Raw genomic sequence first — 21108 nt, forward strand, 5'->3', positions numbered from 1 at the left:
TGCGCCAACGGATCGGCGACAGGATGATCGATCAAGTGAGGAGGCTCACAAGGTAACGGAATGTGCCGTCACCGGGACGGCGTGAAGACGCTGGTTGCAGTACCAATACACTCCCGCAATCCACACCCTCTGTGGTGAGCGTCATGTGAGACGTGCATTGCGTCCCGGCTAGCGTGTCGCTCGGTACAGGGTCCATGCCAGCGCCGGCCGTGTCGAACCCTCGGCTTGCCGTCGACGCTGGCGATCGGCGACGTCTCCTGGAGGACGAATGTCACGGCAGTTCCTCGCGGAGGGCGCAGGCACGATTGCGCTCTCCGGAGGTGGCTACACGATTGTCGGTGTAGTCGCCGTGGTCGCGCTTGCCGCACTCGTCATCGGCTACGTCTTGCTCAAGGAGGTGCTGGCCGCAGGCCAGGGCACCGCCAAGATGCAGGACATCGCCAAGGCGGTGCAGGAAGGCGCGGCCGCTTACCTCAAGCGGCAGCGGAACACCCTCGCCATCTTCGGCGTGGTCGTGTTCCTCCTGCTCTTCGCACTTCCCGCCGACGACTGGAACGAGAAGATCGGCCGTTCGATCTTCTTCCTGGTCGGTGCGGCGTTCTCGTTCGCGATCGGCTACCTCGGCATGTGGCTGGCCACGCAGGCGAACCTGCGCGTGGCCGCGGCTTCGCGTGAGGAAGGCGGCCGCGAGAAGGCCATGCGCGTCGCGTTCCGCACCGGTGGCGTCGTCGGCATGATCACCGTCGGCCTCGGCCTGTTCGGTGCCGCGGTCGTCGTGCTGGTCTACACCGGCCAGGCGCCCAAGGTGCTCGAGGGCTTCGGCTTCGGTGCCGCCCTGATCGCGATGTTCATGCGTGTCGGCGGCGGTATCTTCACCAAGGCCGCCGACGTCGGCGCCGACCTGGTCGGCAAGGTCGAGCAGGGCATCCCGGAGGACGACCCGCGCAACGCCGCCACCATCGCGGACAACGTGGGCGACAACGTCGGCGACTGCGCCGGCATGGCCGCGGACCTCTTCGAGTCCTACGCCGTCATGCTCGTCGCCGCGCTGATCCTGGGCAGCACCGCCTTCGGCGTGCACGGCCTGATCTTCCCGCTCATCGTGCCGGCCATCGGTGTCATCACCGCGGTCATCGGTGTCTACATCACCAAGGCGCGCGCGGGGGAGGGCGGCCTGGTCACGATCAACCGCTCCTTCTACATCTCCGCGGTCATTTCCGCGGTGCTGTCGGCGATCGCGTCGTTCGTGTACCTGCCGAGCAGCTTCTCCGACTTCGGCGCGGGGTATGAGAACTCGGGCAACCCGGCGGTCATCGCGACCGTCGCGGTGATCATCGGCATCGTGCTCGCCGCGGTCATCCTGAAGCTGACCGGGTACTACACCGGCACCGAGTACAAGCCGGTCAAGGACGTCGCGCAGACGTCGGAGACCGGTGGCGCGACCGTCATCCTCTCCGGTATCTCGGTCGGTTTCGAGTCCGCCGTGTACACCGCGCTGGTCATCGGCGCGGCCGTGTTCGGCGCGTACCTGCTGGGCGGCGGCGTCGCGCTGTTCGCCGTGGCGCTGGCCGGTACCGGCCTGCTGACCACCGTCGGCGTCATCGTCGCGATGGACACCTTCGGCCCGGTTTCGGACAACGCGCAGGGCATCGCCGAGATGTCGGGCGACGTCGACGAGAAGGCCGCGCAGATCCTCACGGAGCTGGACGCGGTGGGCAACACCACCAAGGCCATCACCAAGGGCATCGCGATCGCGACCGCCGTCCTCGCGGCGACCGCGCTCTTCGGCTCCTACTCGGACGCGATCACGAAGACGCTGACGGGCATGGGCAACGGCGTGGTGACCGGAATGGACGCGGCCAAGTCGTTCGTGAACCAGGTCGTCAGCCCGAACACGCTCGTCGGCGTGATCATCGGCGCGGCCGTCGTGTTCATGTTCTCGGGTCTCGCCGTCAACGCGGTTTCCCGCGCGGCCGGCGCGGTGGTCTACGAAGTCCGCCGCCAGTTCCGCGACATCCCGGGCATCATGGAGGGCACCACCCGCCCCGAGTACGGCAAGGTCGTCGACATCGTCACGCGCGACTCGCTGCGCGAGCTGACGACGCCGGGTCTGCTGGCGGTCTTCGCCCCGATCGCGGTCGGCTTCGGCCTGGGCACCGGCGCGCTCGCCGGCTACCTGGCCGGCGCGATCGCCTGCGGCACCCTGATGGCGATCTTCCTCGCCAACTCCGGTGGCGCGTGGGACAACGCGAAGAAGCTGGTCGAAGACGGCAACCACGGTGGCAAGGGCTCGTCCGCGCACGAGGCCACCATCATCGGTGACACCGTGGGTGACCCGTTCAAGGACACCGCCGGCCCGGCGATCAACCCGCTGATCAAGGTGATGAACCTGGTCTCCGTGCTGATCGCGCCCGCCGTCGTCCAGTTCTCGATCGGCCCGGACGAGAACGCCGCGGTCCGCATCATCATCTCGCTGGTCGCGGTCGCCATCATCGTGGCGGCGATCGTGGTCTCGAAGCGCCGGGGAACGGTTCTTTCCGACACCCCGACGGAGATCAAGGCCTGACACACCACCGTTCCCGGGCCCGGCACGCGGCGTCGCGTGCCGGGCCCGGGGCGTGTCGGGCCATCCCACACAGGCACGGCGACTTGCGAAGCGGCACCGAGTCGGTACCGTCGGCCCTTCCGGGACGTCGTCGAGCAGGAGGTGCACAGGTGCGGCCGCGGTCAACCGTCTTCGCCGCCCTAACCACGACGATCACGATCGGCCTGGCCGGGTGCGGGCAAGCAGCCACGCAGTCCCCGGCACGGGACCAGGGTCTGTCGGTGACGACCGTGGTGCCGCAGGCCGATCCGGTGGCGAGATGGGCGGACGGCTACTGCGCCTCGGTGACCCACCTGGTCCGCACGCTGGCGGAGCTGCCCACCGTCGACCCGAGCACGCCGCAGCAGGCGTCCAGGACGTCCAGTGACCTGCTCTCCTCGGTGGTCGGCGGGCTGGACCGGAGCCTCGCCGGGCTGAACGCGCTCGGCGCGCCACCGGTGCAGTCGGCGGACGGCGGCCGCGCGGACGTCATCGGGCAGTTCACCGAGATCCGCGACCAGGCCGAGCAGGCGCGGCAGCGCATCGACTCCGTCCGCGGCGACGCGACGGCGACGAAGGCCGCCCTCGGCGAGGCCAGGGCGACGCTCGACCGCATCGACGCGCTCGACTACCTCAAGGGACTCAAGGACGTCCCCGCTTTGACGGCGGCGGAGCAGCGCGCCCCGGCTTGCCGTCAGCTGGATCAACCGCCTGGCTGAAGATCGCGTCGAGGACTGCCGCGAATCGAACTTGTGTTCTAGTATGGCGCGGTGGATCGGACGATCTCGCTCTTCTCCGCCGAGGCCAGCGGGCCGGGCCTGGGCGACCTGGCCGGCCTGTTGTGCTGCCACGGCCAGATCACCGGGTTCGGGCGCACCGCCGCCCGGCTGTCGGTGGTCGTCGAGGAGCCGTGGCGGGCGCACGTCCTGGCCCGCGAGTTCCGCTGCCGCGGCGCGGACGCGCAGGTCTCGAAGGCCGACTGCGGCCATCCGCAGGTCCGCACGTCGTTCCGGGTCGACCTGCTCCCGCTGGCGCTGCGGTGGCTGCGTGAGGGCTGCGCGGGCCCGGTCGAGGACGACTCGGGCAAGGCGGTGCCGGACGGCTTCCGGCTGAGCGGCGCGATGCTGCGGATGTGGGCGCTGGCCAGTGGCCGCCCCGGCACGCAGGGGTACCTGCTCGGCGTCGACCCGCTTGCGCCGACCATGCACGAGCGGCTGGTCGAGGCGCTGACGCCGTTGGGGGTCGCGGCGAAGCTGACCGGCCCGAAGGCCGAGGTCCCGGCCGTCAAGGTCACCGGGAAACGCCGCATGGAGGCGCTGCTGGAACTGATCGGGGAGCCGCCGCCGGGCGCCGAAGCGGCGTGGCCGGGCGCGGAGCCGCTGCCGGTCTCGCACCCGGAGGCCGTGACGAGCACGGCCTGACCGGGTGCGAGCGCCGCGTCAGGGCCGGGGCAGGGTGCAGCCGGCCTGCGTGAGGGCGATTTCGTTGGCCGCGGTGAGGCACGCGGGAATGCCGTACGTCTCCTGGCCGTAGTTCGTCTTGTAGTGCACGGTGACGTTCCCGGCCTCGTCGACCTCGCACGGGTTGTTGTCCGTGCAGCGCTCGCCGTCCTCGTTGCCGGTGTTGTTCACGCCGACGACCTTGCCGCCGGAGACGACCGGCGAGCCCGACGTGCCGCCGATGGTCTGGCAGGCGGAGGTGTAGCGGATCGAGTCCTTCCAGGTCCAGCTGCCCTCCTTCAACCGGTAGACGAACCCGTCGATGTTGCAGGAGTAGATCCGCTTCCAGTAGCCGGAGACGACGTCGATCGCGGCGCCGGCCGCCGGGTGCGCGTTGGACAGCTCCAGCGGCGAGATCCCGTAGCTCGACTTGATCTGCGCGTAGGTGGTGGTGAGCTGGTAGAGCGACACGTCGGTGTCGGTCATCGTCCCGTAGACGATCTTCTTCGCGCGGAGGGTGCCCGCGTTGCCGCCGCTCGCGTTGAGCAGCGTGAACGTGCGGCTGGACGAGCGGTTGGTGATGACCTGCCCGGGTGCCGGGAAGCCGGTCTCGAGGCAGTGGCCGTTGGACATGACGAGCGCGGGTGCGGTGTCCGGCGTCGCGGCCGGCTTCACCACCGAGCCCGAGCAGTTGGAGAGGGCTACCGTGCCGGCGAAGTTCGCCGCGGCCGCGCTCGCCGGAGTGGTCCCCAGTAATACTGTGGCGGTCGCGGCAGTGAGCAGGGCGCCGAGGAGGCGTCGGGTCATGGCGGATCCTTTCGGCTGGACGGGGAAACCAGTGAAGCGGTCACATCCCCGCGCCCACCACCGTCGAACGGAGGGTATCCGGGTGGTCACGCGCTAGGCTGCGCGGGACGTGGCCGAAATCACGTGACAGGTACGTTGGGGAAACATCGTCGAGGTCAGCGGCGATGCGCTGGACACAGGAACGGCGGCGTGTTGGGTCACCTCCGCGCCGTCCGGACCGGGACAGCGTGCACACTGGCAGGTCGAAGACGCGGGCCCGACGCCCCAGAGCAGGGCCTGGTCCCGGTAGCGGGACGAGATGAGCGGAGAGCAGGACAGCGTGGCAGGAGCACGGACCAAGAAGAACGGAGCCTCGGCGGACAACGGCGCCGGGCACCGGCGGCTGGTCATCGTCGAGTCGCCGACGAAGGCTCGCAAGATCGCCCCCTACCTGGGCGGCGGTTACGTCGTCGAGTCCTCCGTCGGGCACATCCGCGACCTGCCGCGTGGCGCTGCCGACGTGCCCGCCCAGTACAAGGGTGAGTCCTGGGCGCGCCTCGGCGTCGACGTCGACAACGGCTTCAAGGCCCTCTACGTGGTCACCCCGGACAAGAAGTCCAAGGTGACCGAGCTCAAGAGCCTGCTCAAGGACGTCGACGAGCTCTACCTCGCCACGGACCCCGACCGCGAGGGCGAAGCCATCGCGTGGCACCTGCTCGAGACGCTGAAGCCGAAGGTCCCGGTCCGCCGGATGGTCTTCCACGAGGTCACCGAGCAGGCCATCCGCGCGGCCGCCGACTCGACCCGTGAGCTGGACGCCGATCTCGTCGACGCGCAGGAAACCCGCCGCATCCTCGACCGACTCTACGGCTACGAGGTCTCGCCGGTCCTGTGGAAGAAGGTCATGCCGAAGCTCTCGGCGGGCCGCGTGCAGTCGGTGGCGACCCGGATCGTGGTCGAGCGCGAGCGCGAGCGGATGCGCTTCACCTCGGCGTCCTACTGGGACATCTCCGCCACCATGGACGCCGGCGAAGAGGCTTCGCCGCGGAACTTCCCGGCGCGGCTCGTCGCCGTCGACGGTGCACGCCTGGCCACCGGCCGCGACTTCGGCTCGGACGGCCAGCTCAAGGCGTCGAACAACGAGGTCCGCGTGCTCGCGGAGGCCGACGCGCGGCGCCTGGCCGAAGCGCTGAAGCAGCGAGACTTCAAGGTCTCGAGCGTCGAAGAGAAGCCGTACACGCGCAAGCCGTACGCGCCCTTCATGACCTCGACGCTGCAGCAGGAGGCGGGCCGCAAGATGCGGTTCACCTCCGAGCGCACCATGCGGATCGCGCAGAAGCTGTACGAGAACGGCTACATCACCTATATGCGTACCGACTCCACGACGCTGTCGGAGTCGGCGATCTCGGCGGCGCGCAGCCAGGCCACGCAGCTGTACGGCAAGGAGTACGTCTCGCCGTCGCCGCGCCAGTACACGCGCAAGGTGAAGAACGCGCAGGAAGCGCACGAGGCGATCCGGCCGTCGGGCGAGGTCTTCCGCACGCCGGGCCAGGTCGCGAGCGAGCTGGACACCGACGAGTACCGCCTCTACGAGATGATCTGGCAGCGCACGATCGCGTCGCAGATGGCGGACGCCAAGGGCACCACGATGTCCGTGCGCATCGTCGGCAACGCGACTTCGGGCGAGGAATGCACCTTCGCGGCTTCGGGTCGCACGATCACCTTCGCGGGCTTCCTCAAGGCGTACGTCGAGGCCGTCGACACCGAGACCGGCGGCGAGGCCGACGACAAGCAGAGCCGCCTGCCGGTGCTGGAGAAGGACCAGGCGCTCACCGCGTCCGACCTGAACCCGGACGGCCACACCACCTCGCCGCCGGCGCGCTACTCGGAGCCGAGCCTGGTCAGCAAGCTGGAAGAGCTGGGCATCGGCCGCCCGTCGACGTACGCGTCGATCATCAAGACCATCCAGGACCGCGGCTACGTCTGGAAGAAGGGCTCCGCGCTCGTCCCGTCGTGGGTCGCGTTCGCCGTGATCGGCCTGATGGAGCGGCACTTCGAGCGGCTCGTCGACTACGACTTCACCGCCGGCATGGAGGACGAGCTCGACCGCATCGCGGCCGGCGACGAGCAGCGCGCGCAGTGGCTGTCGAAGTTCTACTTCGGCGGCGACATGGGCGTCGACGGCTCGATCGGCCGCCTGGGCGGGCTCAAGAAGCTGGTCGAAGGCAGCGTCGAAGACATCGACGCGCGGGAGATCAACTCGATCCCGCTGTTCAGCGACGCCGACGGGCACACCGTCGTGGTCCGCGTCGGGCGCTACGGGCCGTACCTGGAGCGCGAGGTCGACGGGAACTCGCAGCGCGCGAACCTCCCCGAGGACCTGCCGCCGGACGAGCTTTCGCAGGAGATCGCGGAGAAGCTGTTCGCGACGCCGCAGGAGGGGCGTTCGCTGGGTGTCGACCCGGTGAGCGGGCACGAGATCGTCGCCAAGGAAGGCCGCTTCGGGCCGTACGTCACCGAGCTGCTGCCCGAGATCGAGATCCCCGAGGACGCCACGGCCGCGCAGAAGAAGGCCGCCAAGGCGAAGGCGCCGAAGCCGCGCACGGGCTCGCTGTTCAAGTCGATGGACATCGAGACCATCACGCTCGAGGACGCGCTGAAGCTGCTCTCGCTGCCGCGCGTGGTCGGCAAGGACCCGGAGTCCGGCGACGAGATCACGGCGCAGAACGGGCGCTACGGGCCGTACCTGAAGAAGGGCACGGACTCGCGGTCGCTCTCGACCGAGGACCAGCTGTTCTCGATCACCGTCGAGGAAGCGCTGAAGATCTACTCGGAGCCGAAGCAGCGCGGCCGCTCGGCGACCGCGAAGCCGCCGCTCAAGGAGCTCGGCGAGGACCCGGTGTCGAAGAAGCCGATGGTGGTCAAGGACGGCCGGTTCGGCCCGTACGTGACCGATGGCGAGTACAACGCGACGCTGCGGAAGGGCGACGAGATCGAGTCGCTGACCGCGGAACGGGCGTCCGAGCTGCTGGCCGAGAAGCGGGCGAAGGGCCCGGCGCCGAAGCGGAAGGCGCCGGCGCGCAAGCCGGCGTCGACGACGGCGAAGACGGTCAAGGCGGGCACGGCCAAGAAGGCCACCACCGCCAAGCGGTCCACCGCGACGAAGACGAAGTAGCACGTCAGGAAGTCCGTGAAGGCCTCCTTACCGGCGTTTTCGCCTGGTAAGGAGGCCTTCACGGCGTTCGGCCACACTTTCGGGTGACACCTCGAACGGATGTTCGGGAAATTGTCGGTGGTCCCGGGTTTCATGAACGCGTGACCACAACACCACGCACCGTGCACACGGTGATCGCCAAGATCCTCAAGCCCGTCCGCGCCGCGGCCGCGGGCAGTCCTTCCGCGCTTGACCTCCACGACTCGCTCCCCGGGTTCGACGGTGACGGCGTCTGCGGTGTGGCCGTCGCGTTGTTCGACGAGCCGTGGACGTCGGCGTTCTTCGACGACGGCACGCGGTTCGGCGTCGCGGGGGACGGCCTGCGCCGGTCCGGGCCGTCGTCCGGCTCGACCGCGGAGCTGCTCGGCCTGGCCTTCGCGCGGTTGCCGGTACGGCCGCCGGCGCCCGGCGAGGGGCTGTGCCTGGACGCCGACGAGCGCGGGGTCCTGGAGCCCGGGCAGGAGTGCCTGGTCCTCGACCTGATGGAGGAGCTCCGAAGACCCCGTCTCGGCACCGTCCAAGTCGACCTCGCCCGCGGCTCGCGCCGGCCGTGGGAGATAGTCGCGTTCGTCGACGACGCCCGCGGCCGGCACCTGGCGGTGCTGGGCGGGCGCCGGGGTGGCCGCCGCCGGTTGTGGTGGCTGCCGGGCAGTGTCGACGCGCTGGCGGAGATCGCCGAGGGCCGGGTGTCGGAGCATGTCTGAGCCGTTCACCGACCGCTCGCCGAACGATGTCACCCAGTCGAACACATGTGCGAGAAATTGTCGGTGCCAGGGTGTTCAATCAAGGGGTGAGCAACGCAGTCGCCGTCTTCGACGTCATCGACGAGGTCATCGCCCCGCTGTCGGCCGAGGTGCCGGAGCGGCCCTCGGTGATGGAGTTCTACGACCCCGAGTTCGAGATCCCGCCGGTGCTGGCGGACACCGGACCGCTCCCGGGTCGTCGTCCTTCGCCGCCGTTGAGCCTGGCCGACGAAGTGGAGCAGTACACCCGGTTCGTCGCCGGCATGGCCGCGATCGGCCTCGCCCCGGGCGGCGAGGTCACGGCCGAGGCGGTCGGGCTGTACCGGGCGCTGCGCGGTGGCTTCATCCGCGGCGTGGTCACCGGGGTCTTCCCGGCCCGGGAGGAGCCGTGGGAGGTCCGGTTCTTCGGCGACGAGGACTACACCACGGTGCTGCACAAGCTGGGCAAGCGCGCGCGGCTGCGGTCGGGCTTCCTCAGCGAGCTGCCGGGCTGGGTGTTCGACGGCCTGCCGGACCGGCCGCCGGGGCCGGGCCGGCACGTGCGGATCGAGACGGACGAGCGCGGCCTGATCCCGGGCGGCTGCGAGCGGGCGGTCGAGCTGATCCGCGAGTGCGCGGCCCGTCCGCGGCTGGGCACGGTGCTGGTGGACCTGGCGGTCCGCGACGCGATCCTGGCGGAGTACCCGCACGGAGCGTTCGGCCTGGTCGACAACGACCTCGGCCGCTACCAGTTCAGCGCGGCGGTGGACCGCACCGGGCGGTGGACGGTCACGTGGGGTCCGGCCTCGCGACGCACGGCCGAGCAGTGGATCGTCGAGGCGGTGCAGAGCCATGCGTGAGCCGGCGGAAACCCCGCCGGTCCGCGGGGAGGCGCCCGAGCCGGCGCTGCTGGGCCTCACGGTCCGCGACGCGATCCTGGCGGCGGCCGAGCTGATCAGCGACGTTCCGATCCCTCGTAGCGGGGTCAAGAGTGACGAGACCGAGAAGGAGGTGCGAGGCCATGGCTGAGCGGACGGCCGCCCGGGAGCTGCTCGAGCTGGCCGCCGGGCCGGTGCTGGCGGCGATGCCGGACCGCGAACCCGTCGACCGGCTCTACAACCCGGACGTCAGCGACCACGACATCCTCGTCCACGGTCCGGTCTCCGACGACCCCGCGGACCTGATCGCCGAGGTCGAGCGCCACATGGCCTGGGCGGCCTGGATCGAGGGCACGCCTTTCGGGGAGGCGGGCGAACTCAACGAGATCGGCTTCGAGGTCGTCTCGCTGATGCTGCGCGGTTCGGTGCGGGCGGCGCTGTGCGGTGTCTTCGACGAAGGGCCCTCGACCGCGGACATCCGGTGCTACGCGGACGGCGAGCGGGCGTTCATGATGGGCTCGCTCCCGGGCCGGACGGCGATCCACCTCGCCGACTTCGAAGAGCTGCCGGAGATGCTCATCGCGGAGCTGCCGGAGGCGCCGTTCGGTGCCTCGCCGCGGGCGATCTGGCTGTCGGTGGACGACGACGGCCTGGTCCACGACGGCCAGGACGCCGACGTCTGGGCGATGCGGGAGGTGCTGGCCCGGCCGCGCTCGGGCACGGCGGTGCTCGACATGCTCGCCTTCGGCGGGCTGTGCGCGGAGTTCCCCGACCACGGGTTCGTCCTCGTCGATACGGACCTGGGCCGCTTCGCGCTGGCGGCGCTGGATCGCGGTGACGGGCGCCGTCAGCTCGTCCTGAGCCCCTTCAGCCGCGGGATGCTCCGCGACTGGTGCCGGAAGATGATCGACCTCGGACAGGAGGAGGTGCCCTGACCGGTACTCCATCCGGGCCCGAGCGCGACCTGCGAAACTGGCCATCGTGACACCCAGGGTGTGGCCGGTCCCGAGCGGCCGTCTCGGGGCCGGTGTGACCGGACTCACTACGATCTGTCACCAACGGCGGTCGACCCGGCCACCGGCGGACTGGACACTGCAGGGGGTTCGGGCACGGGCTTGCGCTGCGTGACCGACCCTCCACTGGAGACAGAGCCATTGGGCGGATGCGTTATCCGCCATCGTCGCTACCCTGGAAAGGCGAGGACATTCAGTAGTGAGGTGGTCACCATGAGCGCGAACGGTGAGGCTCCCTTCTTCAATGCCCCCGAGCTCACTCAGCGCGACGGCACTCTGTCCCAAGCACCAGGCGAGACGTTCGCGGATCCGGTCTCCGGACTGGTCACCGCGGCGCCGGAGCCGCGTGCCGCGGCTCCGAACGGCCACGAGCCCGCCGCCTTCCCGGTGGCCGGGCCGGTGCAGCCCGACGAAGAGGTCGTGCGCCGGATGGTCGAGGAGACACTCCGCGAGGAGGGCGAAACCGGGGCGAGGGCCCCGGAGGCGATCCCGCCCGCGGGCACCTTGGCGGTGAACGGCGAAACCCCGCCGCTCGGGGTGCTGCCGCGGCAGCGGAACCGGCAGCGCACGTGGCCGACCCGGCCACCGCAGCTGCTGCGGCCCGTCCGGCAGGAGCCACTGCCGGACGAGGACGTCGAAGACGTCGACGTCGTGCCGGTCAAGCGGCGGAAACTGCCGAAGATGCCGGCGGTGTCGATGCCGGCGTTCAACCGGCCGTCGTCGAGCGCGGCGGGCGTGATGCTCGCCGTGGCGCTGCTGATCGTGTTCGGTTTCGTCGCCATCGAGATGGTGTCCAGCCTGGTCAGCAGCGTGACCGGCCTGTTCGACTAGCGTTTGCTCGCTGTTCCCCACCCCACCGGGACCTCGGGGTCGTCCGCGAGGCAAGGGCCGATCGGGCTACCCTGGCTTCACGGTCGGGCTCCCTCACGAGGGCGTCCGGCACCGCGGTGACTAGTGGGGTGGGCGTATCAGCGAGGGCGTGCGATCGGTGCCCGGGGCCGGCCCGGGTGCTTCGTCGGGCGCCGAGGCGTCCACGATCAACCGGGTCCGGCGGGTACTGGCGATCAAACCGTTCCGGCGCCTGTGGGGCGTCACGTACCTGTGCAGCGTGGCCGACTGGCTGAACATCCTCGCCCTCACCGGCCTGGCCACGAAGCTGACGGACAACTACTTCGCCCAGAACTTCGCGTTCGTCGGCGTCGTGCTGACCGGGCTGGCGCCGGGCCTGCTGTTCGCCCCGATCGGCGGGCTGCTCGCGGACCGGTTCGACCGCCGCAAGGTGATGGTGGTCGCCGACCTGCTGCGGTGCGGCTTCCTGCTGTCCATCGCGATCGTCAGCGCGCCCTGGTGGCTGCTCGCCGGCAACTTCCTCGTCGGCTGCGCGTCGAGCATGTGGATCCCCTCGAAAGAGGCGGCGGTCCCCAACCTGCTCCGCCGGCCCGACCAGGTCGAGACGGCCAACCAGCTCGGCATGGTGATGACCTACGGCCTTGCCGTCATCACCGCGGCCGGCGCCAACGCCGCCATCACCGGCGTCAACACGACCTTCCACCTGTTCCCCGGCGACCCGAGCCTCAACATCGCGAAGCTCGTCGTCATCATCACCGGCCTGCTCTACCTGGCCAGCGCGATCCTCATCGCCACCCGGATCCCCGAGCTTTCGCTGCGCAACGTCCACGCGCTGCCGGAGCAGAAGGTCAAGCAGGCCGACGAAGAGAAGTTCGGCGTCGGCCAGATGATCGCCGACGGCTTCCGGTTCATCCGCAGCACGCCGCTCGTGCGCGGCCTGCTCGTGGGGGCCTTCGGCGCGTTCGCCGCCGGCGGGGCCGTGATCGGCTCGGCCAAGCCGTACTCATCGAGCCTGCTGGCCGGCGACTCGGCGTTCAACCTGCTGGTGCTGGCCGTCTTCCTCGGCCTCGCCACCGGCATGGCCTTCGCGCCGAAGCTCGCCCGGCGCCTGGCACACGACCGCCTCTTCGGCATCTCCATCATCGCCGCCGCGCTCTCGTTGCTGGTGGTGGCGCTGTCGCCGCACTTGACGGTCGCGCTGATCGCCGTGTGCTCCGTCGGCATCTGGGCGGGGACGGCGTTCCTGACCGGTGTCACGATCATCGGCTCGCGCGTCGAAGACGCCATCCGCGGCCGGATCAACGCGATCTACCAGCTGATGATGAAGCTGGTGCTGTTCGGCACCACGGTCACCGTGCCGGTGCTGGTCGGCCTGGTACAGCGGCACACGATCATCGTCTGGGGCAGCCCGCTCACCATCGACGGCACCCGGCCGGTCATGCTCGGCGGCGCCGCGATCGCGCTGGTCGCCGGTCTCTTCGCCTACCGGCAGATGGACGACAAGCGCACCGAGCCGATCCTGTCCGACCTGCGCAACGCGCTGCGCCGCAGCCCGCGGCGCGTCAACGGCTTCCTCATCGCCGTCGAGGGCACCACCGCGATCAACACCGCGATCCAGGCCGTCAACCTGGCCGACTGGATGCGCGGCGGCACCCGCCCGGTCGTGGTCGCCGCCGACCCCGCGCTCGACGACCAGCGGCTCACCGCGCTGGTCTCCGGCGCCTCGCTGACCGGGGCGCGCGCCCAGGCGCTGGCCGCCGCCGCGGTGCGGGCCGACATCGTCGAGCGGCACGTCCAGCCGGCGCTGGACGCCGGTTCGGTGGTCGTGATGGAGCGGTTCGTCGATTCGCCGCTCGCGCACCTGTCCGCCGTCGCCGGGCTGGACAGCGACGAGCTCGAGGGCCTCGCGGACTGGGCGACCGGGCGGCTGCGCCCGGACCTGACCGTGCTGCTGGACGCCGCCCCGAACGGCGCACCGCGCGACAAGTCGACCGCCATGAACGACCAGTGGCGCGTCCAGCACCTGCTCACCGAGATGGCCGCGGCCGACCCGGAGCGGTACGTCGTGATCGACGCCGACGGCACCGACGCCGAGGTCGCCGAGCGGATCCGCACCGCGCTGCGCGCCGTGTTCGTCGGCCGGCTGTCCGCGCTCGCGCCGACGACCGAGAAGCCGGTGACCATGCCGCTGGACATGGACGAAACCCTGCCCGCCGAAATCCCGGAAGAGCCTCGCGTGGAGGCGAAGTGACGACGACTGAACGCATCGGCGTCTGGAATCAGGTGGTCGGCCAGGAAGCCGCGGTCGAAACGCTGACCGCGGCCGCGTCTGCCGCCGCGAAGATCGTGGCCGGCGAGCCCGCCCCGCCCGGGGCGATGACGCACGCGTGGCTGCTCACCGGCCCGCCCGGATCCGGCCGTTCGGTGGCCGCGCGGACGTTCGCCGCGGCCCTGCAGTGCAGCACCGGCACCGGCTGCGACGCCTGCCCCGGCTGCCACACGACGATGGCGGGCACACACGCCGACGTCCGGCTCGTGGTGCCCGAAGGCCTGTCGATCTCGGTCGCCGAGATGCGGGCGCTGGTGCAGGCCGCCGCGCGCCGCCCGACCACCGGCAACTGGCAGGTCGTCATCATCGAGGACGCCGACCGGCTCACCGAAGGCGCGTCGAACGCTTTGCTGAAGGCCGTCGAAGAGCCGCCGGACCGCACGGTCTTCCTGCTCTGCGCGCCGTCCGACCACCCCGAGGACGTCTCGGTGACGATCCGCTCGCGCTGCCGCCTGGTGACGCTGCGGACGCCGCCGCCGGAGGCGATCGCCGACGTGCTGGTGCGCCGGGACCACGTCGACCCGGAGCGGGCGCACTGGGCCGCTTCGGTGTGCGGCGGCCACGTCGGCCGCGCGCGCCGGCTCGCCACCGACGAGGCCGCGCGGCAGCGCCGGGCCACCGTGCTGCGGATCCCGCTGGGCCTGCGCCGCCCCAGTGACGTTTTCACCTGTGCCGACCAGCTGATCAGCGCGGCCGAGGCGGACGCGGGCGAGGCGAGCAAGGGCCGCGACGAGGACGAACGCAACGAGCTGCGGACGGCGATGGGCGGCGACGGCGTCGGCAAGGGCGTCGCCGGGGCCAAGCGGGCCGCCGAAGCCGCGGTCAAGCAGCTCGAGAAGAAGCAGAAGTCCCGCGCCACCCGGACCCAGCGCGACACGCTCGACCTGGCGCTGGTCGACCTCGCCGGGTTCTACCGCGACGTCCTGGTCACCGTCACCCGTTCCGGCGCGACGCTCAACCACCCGGACCACGCGGACCAGATCCGCGAAGCGGCTTCGGCGTGGACGCCGGAATCGACGCTCCGCCGGCTCGAAGCGGTGCTGGAGTGCCGCGAGGCGATCGACCTGAACGTCAAGCCGCGCATCGCCGTCGAGGCGATGGTCACGACGCTTCGCCAGGGCTGAAACGCGAAGAACCCCGCCGGGAAAGCTCCCGGCAGGGTTCCTTCACTGCCTTCGCGTCACTCGCGCGGCCGCGGCGACGGCTTGAACGGCTTCTCCTCGACGGCGACGGCCAGCGGGCGACGGCGGCCACCCGGCATCGCGGCCACCATCACGACGCCCAGCAGCAGCATCGCGGTGCCCCACCAGAACAGCGGCACGGTGTCGTACGCGCCCCCGGTGTAGGCGAGGTTCTTCACCGGCCCCTTCGGCGCCTGGCCGCCCGCGGGCGGCGTCGACGTCGTCCCGCAGACGACACCGCCGGTCGGCGCGTAGGCCCGCGCGATCTGCTCGCCGAGCGACAGCTGGGCCAGCGACGACGGCAGGTTCTTGGCCTGCTCGTCCGGCAGCAGGCTCTTGAGCTTGGTCGTCGGCAGCAGCTGCAGGTCGAACATCCGCGCCGACGCGCCCAGCTGGAAGCCCTTGAACGGCGTGGTCATGTTCGCGGACTTCTGGTCCAGCCCGGCGATGCTCAGCCGCAGCACGCCGAGGTCGAGGACGGTGCCCGCGGTGCTGCCGACCTGCTGGACGCCCTTGGTGAGCGTGGAGACCAGCCCGCCGACGACCGGGATGTCGTTCAGCTGCCCGAACTGGTCGCTCAGGCCCTTCAGCGGCAGCCCGATCGGGATGTCCTTGGTCGGGTGCGCGGCGTCCAGGGTGTACAGCGTCTTGCCGCCCGCCGCGATGGTCAGCACCGGCGCGGTGTAGTCCACTTTGGACGTCTTGGCGTCGCCGGTGGAGGTCACCTTGAGCGTCGGCTGGCTGGCCACCTTGATGCTCAGCGCCAGTGGCGTTCCCTTGAGGATCTCGATGTCCGCGCCCTGCAGCGTCGACGTCGACTGCACGGCCTTGTTCTTCGAGCCCGGGATGTCGACCAGCTTGACCTGCGAGCGCGACGACAGCGTGTTCGGCAGGCTCAGCAGCGAGCCGGTGCCGTTGGCCGAGGTCTGCCCGCCGCCCTGCAACAGGCCGCCGAGGCTCTGCAGGCCCTTGGTCAGGTCGAACCCGCTCGCCAGCGAACCCGGGTCGAGCTTCGGCTTCAGCGCGTCCAGCCCCAGGTTCGGCATCGACGGGATGACGTTCAGCAGCGACAGGCTCGCCACCGACGTGCTGGCGTCGGCGATGGTGTCGACGCACGGCCCCAGCGTCGGGCTCCACCGCGCGTGCGCGCTCCCGTTGAGCAACCCGATGTTGAGCAGCGGGTTCGCCGGCCCGTTGAGCCCGCCGCTGATCGGCTGCGGGTTGTCCGGCAACGCGGTCTGCACGACGCTGCCCGGCGTCTGCGGCGCGTTCCCGCCCACCGACAACCCGAACGGCGACGCCTGCGCGATCGCCTTCTCGTAGCTCAGGTAGGCGTCCGAGTTCGCCGACGCGCTCGAGAGGCCCATGCCCGCCTCGAGCGCCGACTGCTTCGGCAACGTGTCGCCGAACCCGGGCAGGATCGTCTTCGTCGGCACGGCGTTGGGCAGCAACCGGATGATCCCGAGCGCGGTCCCGGCATCCCCGACGGCCTGCCCCAGCGGCTGCGGCCCGATCGGCGCCGAGATCGGCGCCTGCCCAGAACTCGCCGGCTGCGGGATCGGCGTCGTCGGATAGGTGGGATCGGCATTCGCCGGCGCCGCGCTGAACAGCAACAACGCCGCGGCCGCCGGCAGGGCCACCGAACGGGGCAGTCTTCGCCGCATGTGCCAGAGCCTCCAGATAGGTCGACCGGTGAGTGAGACCGGCGTCATAGGGCCCTAACGACGGTCCCCCCGGAAAGTGACGGCACGAGCTTCCGCTACACTTGCTGTCGTCGCCAGCGCGAGCCGGAGACATGCCGCCTTAGCTCAGTCGGCCAGAGCGATTCACTCGTAATGAATAGGTCGGGGGTTCGATTCCCCCAGGCGGCTCGACAAGGTTGATGGCCCCTGCCCCTCGAGGGCAGGGGCCATTTCTTGTCTCGCGTATCTTGCGGGGCTCCGCCCCGCGCCCCGCCCGGCGGGCTCCGCCCCCGGCCCCCCGTCGTGGTTGCGTGAGAAGGCCGGCGGCGGAAATTGTTTGCGGGAACCACCCTTCCGGGTCAAGTTGGAGATGGCGAAGGCCCCCGGCTTGTGGCTGGGGGCCTTCGGAAGGACGGGGCTCTACTTAGGCGGGGCCAGCTTCACGACCGTTGCCTTGGCGTCGCCGCGGGGGGTTCGGTAGGTGATCTCGTCGCCTGCTTTGGCGCCGACCAGGGCCAGGCCCAGCGGGCTGTCCGAGGTGATCGCGTCGGCGTCCTCGCCGGGGACCGTGACGACCTGGAAGGTCTCTTCGTCGCCGTCCGAGAAGCGGAGGGTCACCGTTGTGCCGTCGGGCAGCTGGGCGTTGCCGTAGCCGCCGTGTTCCATCTTCGCGGCCAGGTCGGCGATCTGGCGGTCGAGCCGGGCGGCCGCTTCGGCGCGGTCGATCACGTCCGCCTGGTCCGCCGCGTCGCCGGTGCGCTCCTGCTCGCCGGGTTGCGGCGCGAGGGCCTGCCGTTGCGCGCGCAAGTTCGCGATTTCCTTCTCCAGCTGGCTGCGCGCAGCCGGGCTGAGCCCCTTGTCCCCTGAGATCACCATGCGCGCATTGTCCGCTGCGCGGACCGGGGTGGCCAATCCGGTTTTTCACCCGAAGGTCATCCGCGGGACGTCTGCCCTAGGATTCGGGCCTGTCGTCCGGAAAGAAGGTAACGAGAATCACCGTGAGCGCAGTCCCCGGTCGCAGCGACCGGCTCTCTCCCAACCAGCTGGCCAAGCAGGAACAGATCGTCGAAGCCGCGCGCGTGGTGCTCGCCCGCGACGGCCTCGCCGGGTGCACCGTCCGGGCGATCGCCGACGCCGGACCGCTCACCAAGAGCGCGATCCACTACTACTTCGCCGACATCGACGTCCTCATCGACCGCGCGATGGCCGCGCACATCACCGCCTTCGCGGCGGGGCTGCGCGAGGTGGCCGCGAAGCACGACGAACCCCGCGAGCGGCTCTTCGCCGTGCTCGAGGAGTACCTGCGCGTCTTCGCCGCCAACCCGAACGCGGCTTTCCTCTGGTTCGAGTACTGGATCGCCGCCGGACGGGCGCAGCACCCGCAGGCCATCGACGTCATGCTCACTTCGCTCGCGGAGCTGTTCGCCGAGCTCCTCGCCCCGCTCGACGTCGACGACCCGCGGGCGCGGGCCCGGGCGCTGCTGTCGTACCTGCTGGGCACGGTCGTCCAGCAGCGGGTCCGGCCGCGGCCGTTCGCCACCCTGCGTGCCGACATCGAGGCGCTCTGCTTCGCGAACTACGGCCAGTAACACCCAATAGATCCGTACTGGTACGGATTGTGCGTTACGTCCGGCTCCGGCCAAGGTCGAGAGATCCCCGAGAGCAGGAGACGTGATGCGCACACGAACGTGCATGGCAGCGGCCGCGGCCGTTCTCTTGGTGCTCACCGCCGGCGGCCAGGCCGGTGCCGCCCAGCCGGACGGACCGCAGGTCTACGAAGTGACCGGCACCGGCACCGCCCAGCAGCGCACCGAGGTCGCGCGGACCGGCGCGGACATCCTCGACGTCGAAGGCGCGACGACGACGATCATCGCCAACCCCGGCGAGGCGGCTCAGCTGCGCGCGCTCGGCTTCGGCGTCAAGGCGCTCGGGAAGGTGAACCGGCCGCCGGGCACCGAGACCGTCGAAGACTTCCCGGCCGGCTACACGGGCTACCACACGTACGCCGAGACGCAGACGGAGCTGCAGAAGGCCGTCGCGAACTACCCCACGCTCGCGAAGCTCGGCAGCGTCGGCAACTCCTACGAGGGCCGCGCGCTGTCGGTGCTCAAGATCAGCGACAACGCCGGGACCGACGAGAACGAGCCCGAGGTCCTCTTCACCTGCAACCAGCACGCGCGCGAGCACCTCACCACCGAGATGTGCCTCCGCATCGTGCAGCGGCTGACCAGCGGGTACGCCACCGACCCGGCGATCAAGCGGCTCGTCGACAGCGCCGAGATCTGGGTGGTCCCGAGCGTCAACCCGGACGGCTCCGAGTACGACATCTCCGGCGGCACGTTCCACAGCTGGCGCAAGAACCGCCAGGGCCCCGGCACCGACGCCAACCGCAACTGGGGTTACATGTGGGGCTGCTGCGGCGGCTCGTCGGGCTCGACGTCCAGCGAGACCTACCGCGGCACGGCGGCGTTCTCCGCGCCCGAGACCCGCGCCCTCTCGAACTGGGTGAACTCTCGCGTGGTCGGCGGCGTCCAGCAGATCAAGACGCACATCGACTTCCACACCTACTCCGAGCTGGTGCTCTGGCCGTTCGGCTACACCTACGCCGACACCGCGCCGGGCCTGACCGCGGCCGACGCGCAGAAGTTCCAGTCGCTCGGCAGGCAGATGGCCGCGACCAACGGCTACACGCCGCAGCAGTCCAGCGACCTCTACATCACCGACGGCAGCGTCAACGACTGGATGTGGGCGCAGCACAAGATCTGGAGCTTCACCTTCGAGATGTACCCGAAGGGCAGCAGCCCGGGCTTCTACCCGCGCGACACCCAGATCGGGCCGCAGACGACCCGCAACGACCAGGCCGTGGACATCATCATCAACGCCGCGATCACCGGCTGACCCCCAGCAGCCGGCGCGGCTCGCGAATGGCCTCCTTCCCCGTCAGCCGGGGAAGGAGGCCCTCGCGGTTTAGGGTGCGGGGCATGCCTCTGTTCTCGTTCGAAGGGCTCAGCCCGCAGGTCCACCCGGACGCCTGGATCGCCCCCACCGCCACCCTCATCGGCGACGTCGTCGTCGAGAAGGACGCCTCGGTCTGGTACGGCGCGGTGATCCGGGCCGACTTCGGCCGGATCGTCATCCGCGAGGGCGCCAACATCCAGGACAACTCGGTGATCCACGTCAACGACGGCGTCTGCGAGGTCGGCAAGAACGTCACCGTCGGCCACCAGTGCCTGGTGCACGACTGCACGATCGGGGAGCAGGCGCTGATCGGCAACGGCTCGACGGTGCTCGACAAGGCGAAGATCGGCGCGCGGGCGCTGGTCGCGGCCGGGGCCACGGTCACGCCGTCGACCGAGGTGCCGGAAGAGGTGATCGCGATGGGCAGCCCGGCGAAGAAGTTCGTGCCGCTGACCGACTCCGCGCGCATGTGGGTCGAGCACAACGCGGCGATCTACCAGGAGTTGGCCCGCCGGCACCGCGCGGGGACAAAACCGGTTTGACCCTCCAGTAACTGGAGACTCTAGCTTCGGGGCATGGCTCCGAAGAAACTCACCCACCAGGTCACCCTCGAGCTCACCGCGGGCAACGCCCCGGTCGTCGACCTCGGCAAGATGCTGGGGCAGACCGGGGTCAACCTCGTCGAGATCAAGAAGGTGTACGACTCTTCGACGGCGGCGCAGCGCGGTGACATCGTGCCGGTCGTCGTCTCGGTGTTCGAGGACCGCTCGTTCGCGCTGCGGCTCAAGACGCCGCCGACGTCGTTCCTCATCAAGAAGGCGCTGGGGGACAAGGGTTCCGCCCGGCCGGGGCACGAGGTCGCCGGCAAGCTCACGACGGAGCAGCTGCGGGAGATCGCCACGCGCAAGCTGCCGGACCTCAACACCTCCGACGTCGAAGCGGCGATGCGCACGATCGCGGGCACGGCGCGCTCCATGGGCGTCGTGGTCGTGGACTGACGTGCGCAAGCACGCGGTGGTGCCGCCGTTCCAGCGCTCGACCCCGAGCTCGGGGTCGCGGAACGGCTGCTGCGCCAGGGAAATCCGCAGCTGAGCGGGATCGTCGCCCGGCTGCCCGACGAATCCGCGGCCGCGCGCCGCCTCAACTCCGTGCTGGCGGAGGCGGGCGCGCGGCCGCGGCTCGTCGCGACCGGGACGGCGTGGCGGATCGTCTACGTGACGCCGTACGCCGGCACCGGCGAGCTGGCCGCGGGGGCGGCCGGGCTCGCCGAACTCGTCACGGTCGGCGGCTGGCGGCGGGTGAAGCGCTGCGCCACGTGCGCGAAGCCGTTCTGCGACCGGACTTCGGGGTGCACCCGCAAGTGGTGCGCCGAGCACCGCCGGAGCACTGGCGGGGTGGACTAGGCTCTTCTCCGCAGCAGCGACTGGCGCCATCGAGGTGGAGCACCACCGGGAAGCGACGACGAGGCCGGCA

General features: G+C 70.5%; 19 protein-coding genes and 1 tRNA gene. 17 read left to right on the forward strand and 3 right to left on the reverse strand.

The features are described 5' to 3' along the window. The first annotated feature begins 268 nt into the window (after window positions 1-268). The 3 genes from H4696_RS36835 (at window position 269) to H4696_RS36845 (ending at window position 4005) form a co-directional block, all read left to right on the forward strand. Window positions 269-2566 (forward strand): sodium-translocating pyrophosphatase, encoded by a 2298-nt coding sequence (locus tag H4696_RS36835; RefSeq protein ID WP_086864690.1) that lies wholly within the window; start codon window positions 269-271, stop codon window positions 2564-2566. 149 nt (window positions 2567-2715) lie between these two features. Further along, on the forward strand, window positions 2716-3303 hold the full coding sequence (locus H4696_RS36840; protein WP_086864691.1) for a hypothetical protein: 588 nt from the start codon (window positions 2716-2718) through the stop codon (window positions 3301-3303). Between the two features lie 51 nt (window positions 3304-3354). Further along, the gene (locus H4696_RS36845) at window positions 3355-4005 is read left to right on the forward strand and encodes a hypothetical protein (RefSeq protein ID WP_086864692.1); all 651 of its coding nucleotides are present in this window, start codon (window positions 3355-3357) and stop codon (window positions 4003-4005) included. Window positions 4006-4023: 18 nt separating this feature from the next. Here the strand turns inward: H4696_RS36845 and H4696_RS36850 are convergent, their stop codons facing one another. Beyond that, window positions 4024-4830, reverse strand: coding sequence for a trypsin-like peptidase domain-containing protein (locus H4696_RS36850; protein ID WP_086864693.1), 807 nt, complete (start codon window positions 4828-4830; stop codon window positions 4024-4026). A 298-nt stretch (window positions 4831-5128) separates the two neighbouring features. Here H4696_RS36850 and topA point away from each other — a divergent pair, with 298 nt between their 5' ends. The 8 genes from topA (at window position 5129) to H4696_RS36890 (ending at window position 14938) form a co-directional block, all read left to right on the forward strand. Then, complete coding sequence (gene topA / locus H4696_RS36855) at window positions 5129-7984, forward strand: type I DNA topoisomerase (RefSeq protein WP_192782738.1); 2856 nt, start codon at window positions 5129-5131, stop codon at window positions 7982-7984. Window positions 7985-8124: 140 nt separating this feature from the next. Beyond that, the gene (locus H4696_RS36860) at window positions 8125-8727 is read left to right on the forward strand and encodes a hypothetical protein (protein WP_225955901.1); all 603 of its coding nucleotides are present in this window, start codon (window positions 8125-8127) and stop codon (window positions 8725-8727) included. An 86-nt stretch (window positions 8728-8813) separates the two neighbouring features. Beyond that, window positions 8814-9605, forward strand: coding sequence for an ESX secretion-associated protein EspG (locus H4696_RS36865; protein WP_192782739.1), 792 nt, complete (start codon window positions 8814-8816; stop codon window positions 9603-9605). Further along, a complete protein-coding gene (locus H4696_RS36870; RefSeq protein WP_158104331.1) occupies window positions 9598-9774 on the forward strand; it encodes a hypothetical protein in 177 nt (58 codons plus the stop codon). Before H4696_RS36865 ends, H4696_RS36870 begins: the two co-directional genes overlap by 8 nt. Then, window positions 9767-10558 carry a hypothetical protein gene (locus tag H4696_RS36875; protein WP_086861518.1) on the forward strand — a complete coding sequence of 264 codons (792 nt, stop codon included), beginning with the start codon at window positions 9767-9769 and terminating at the stop codon, window positions 10556-10558. Before H4696_RS36870 ends, H4696_RS36875 begins: the two co-directional genes overlap by 8 nt. A 291-nt stretch (window positions 10559-10849) precedes the next feature. Then, window positions 10850-11467 (forward strand): hypothetical protein, encoded by a 618-nt coding sequence (locus tag H4696_RS36880; RefSeq protein ID WP_225955903.1) that lies wholly within the window; start codon window positions 10850-10852, stop codon window positions 11465-11467. Window positions 11468-11615: 148 nt separating this feature from the next. Next, a complete protein-coding gene (locus H4696_RS36885; protein WP_086861516.1) occupies window positions 11616-13736 on the forward strand; it encodes a bifunctional MFS transporter/dTMP kinase in 2121 nt (706 codons plus the stop codon). Continuing rightward, on the forward strand, window positions 13733-14938 hold the full coding sequence (locus tag H4696_RS36890) for a DNA polymerase III subunit delta' (RefSeq protein WP_086861515.1): 1206 nt from the start codon (window positions 13733-13735) through the stop codon (window positions 14936-14938). The genes H4696_RS36885 and H4696_RS36890 overlap by 4 nt, the downstream gene beginning before the upstream one ends. Window positions 14939-14994: 56 nt before the next feature. On the opposite strand, the gene H4696_RS36895 is transcribed toward H4696_RS36890, so the two are convergent. Next, window positions 14995-16659 (reverse strand): hypothetical protein, encoded by a 1665-nt coding sequence (locus tag H4696_RS36895; protein ID WP_192782740.1) that lies wholly within the window; start codon window positions 16657-16659, stop codon window positions 14995-14997. A gap of 133 nt (window positions 16660-16792) precedes the next feature. Between H4696_RS36895 and H4696_RS36900 the strand changes: the two genes are divergently transcribed. Beyond that, window positions 16793-16866, forward strand: a tRNA-Thr gene (locus H4696_RS36900). A 231-nt stretch (window positions 16867-17097) separates the two neighbouring features. On the opposite strand, the gene H4696_RS36905 is transcribed toward H4696_RS36900, so the two are convergent. Further along, entirely contained in the window at window positions 17098-17553 is a 456-nt protein-coding gene (locus tag H4696_RS36905; RefSeq protein ID WP_086864364.1) for a GreA/GreB family elongation factor, read from the reverse strand. A 122-nt stretch (window positions 17554-17675) separates the two neighbouring features. Between H4696_RS36905 and H4696_RS36910 the strand changes: the two genes are divergently transcribed. The 5 genes from H4696_RS36910 to H4696_RS36930 all read left to right on the forward strand — a co-directional run bounded on the left by H4696_RS36910 (window position 17676) and on the right by H4696_RS36930 (window position 21038). After that, window positions 17676-18266, forward strand: coding sequence for a TetR/AcrR family transcriptional regulator (locus H4696_RS36910; protein ID WP_086864365.1), 591 nt, complete (start codon window positions 17676-17678; stop codon window positions 18264-18266). 103 nt (window positions 18267-18369) lie between these two features. Further along, window positions 18370-19575, forward strand: coding sequence for a M14 family metallopeptidase (locus H4696_RS36915; protein WP_192783113.1), 1206 nt, complete (start codon window positions 18370-18372; stop codon window positions 19573-19575). A gap of 83 nt (window positions 19576-19658) precedes the next feature. Next, window positions 19659-20177 (forward strand): gamma carbonic anhydrase family protein, encoded by a 519-nt coding sequence (locus tag H4696_RS36920; RefSeq protein ID WP_086856948.1) that lies wholly within the window; start codon window positions 19659-19661, stop codon window positions 20175-20177. A 33-nt stretch (window positions 20178-20210) separates the two neighbouring features. Beyond that, window positions 20211-20633: an uL11 family ribosomal protein gene (locus H4696_RS36925; RefSeq protein WP_086856949.1), complete on the forward strand. Its 423-nt coding sequence runs from the start codon at window positions 20211-20213 to the stop codon at window positions 20631-20633. A 150-nt stretch (window positions 20634-20783) separates the two neighbouring features. After that, window positions 20784-21038, forward strand: a complete 255-nt coding sequence (locus tag H4696_RS36930; protein ID WP_192782741.1) for a hypothetical protein — start codon at window positions 20784-20786, stop codon at window positions 21036-21038. The last annotated feature ends 70 nt before the right edge of the window (window positions 21039-21108 follow it).

It is taken from the genome of Amycolatopsis lexingtonensis (assembly GCF_014873755.1).
Taxonomy (GTDB): domain Bacteria; phylum Actinomycetota; class Actinomycetes; order Mycobacteriales; family Pseudonocardiaceae; genus Amycolatopsis; species Amycolatopsis lexingtonensis.

Excerpts from the sequence above, each read along its gene's own strand:
- H4696_RS36905 (WP_086864364.1), bottom strand. The coding sequence starts at position 17,553 with ATGGTGATCTCAGGGGACAAGGGGCTCAGCCCGGCTGCGCGCAGCCAG.
- H4696_RS36925 (WP_086856949.1), top strand. The coding sequence starts at position 20,211 with ATGGCTCCGAAGAAACTCACCCACCAGGTCACCCTCGAGCTCACCGCG.
- H4696_RS36870 (WP_158104331.1), top strand. The coding sequence starts at position 9,598 with ATGCGTGAGCCGGCGGAAACCCCGCCGGTCCGCGGGGAGGCGCCCGAG.
- H4696_RS36920 (WP_086856948.1), top strand. The coding sequence starts at position 19,659 with ATGCCTCTGTTCTCGTTCGAAGGGCTCAGCCCGCAGGTCCACCCGGAC.
- H4696_RS36835 (WP_086864690.1), top strand. The coding sequence starts at position 269 with ATGTCACGGCAGTTCCTCGCGGAGGGCGCAGGCACGATTGCGCTCTCC.
- H4696_RS36850 (WP_086864693.1), bottom strand. The coding sequence starts at position 4,830 with ATGACCCGACGCCTCCTCGGCGCCCTGCTCACTGCCGCGACCGCCACA.
- H4696_RS36880 (WP_225955903.1), top strand. The coding sequence starts at position 10,850 with ATGAGCGCGAACGGTGAGGCTCCCTTCTTCAATGCCCCCGAGCTCACT.
- topA (WP_192782738.1), top strand. The coding sequence starts at position 5,129 with ATGAGCGGAGAGCAGGACAGCGTGGCAGGAGCACGGACCAAGAAGAAC.
- H4696_RS36895 (WP_192782740.1), bottom strand. The coding sequence starts at position 16,659 with ATGCGGCGAAGACTGCCCCGTTCGGTGGCCCTGCCGGCGGCCGCGGCG.
- H4696_RS36875 (WP_086861518.1), top strand. The coding sequence starts at position 9,767 with ATGGCTGAGCGGACGGCCGCCCGGGAGCTGCTCGAGCTGGCCGCCGGG.
- H4696_RS36915 (WP_192783113.1), top strand. The coding sequence starts at position 18,370 with ATGGCAGCGGCCGCGGCCGTTCTCTTGGTGCTCACCGCCGGCGGCCAG.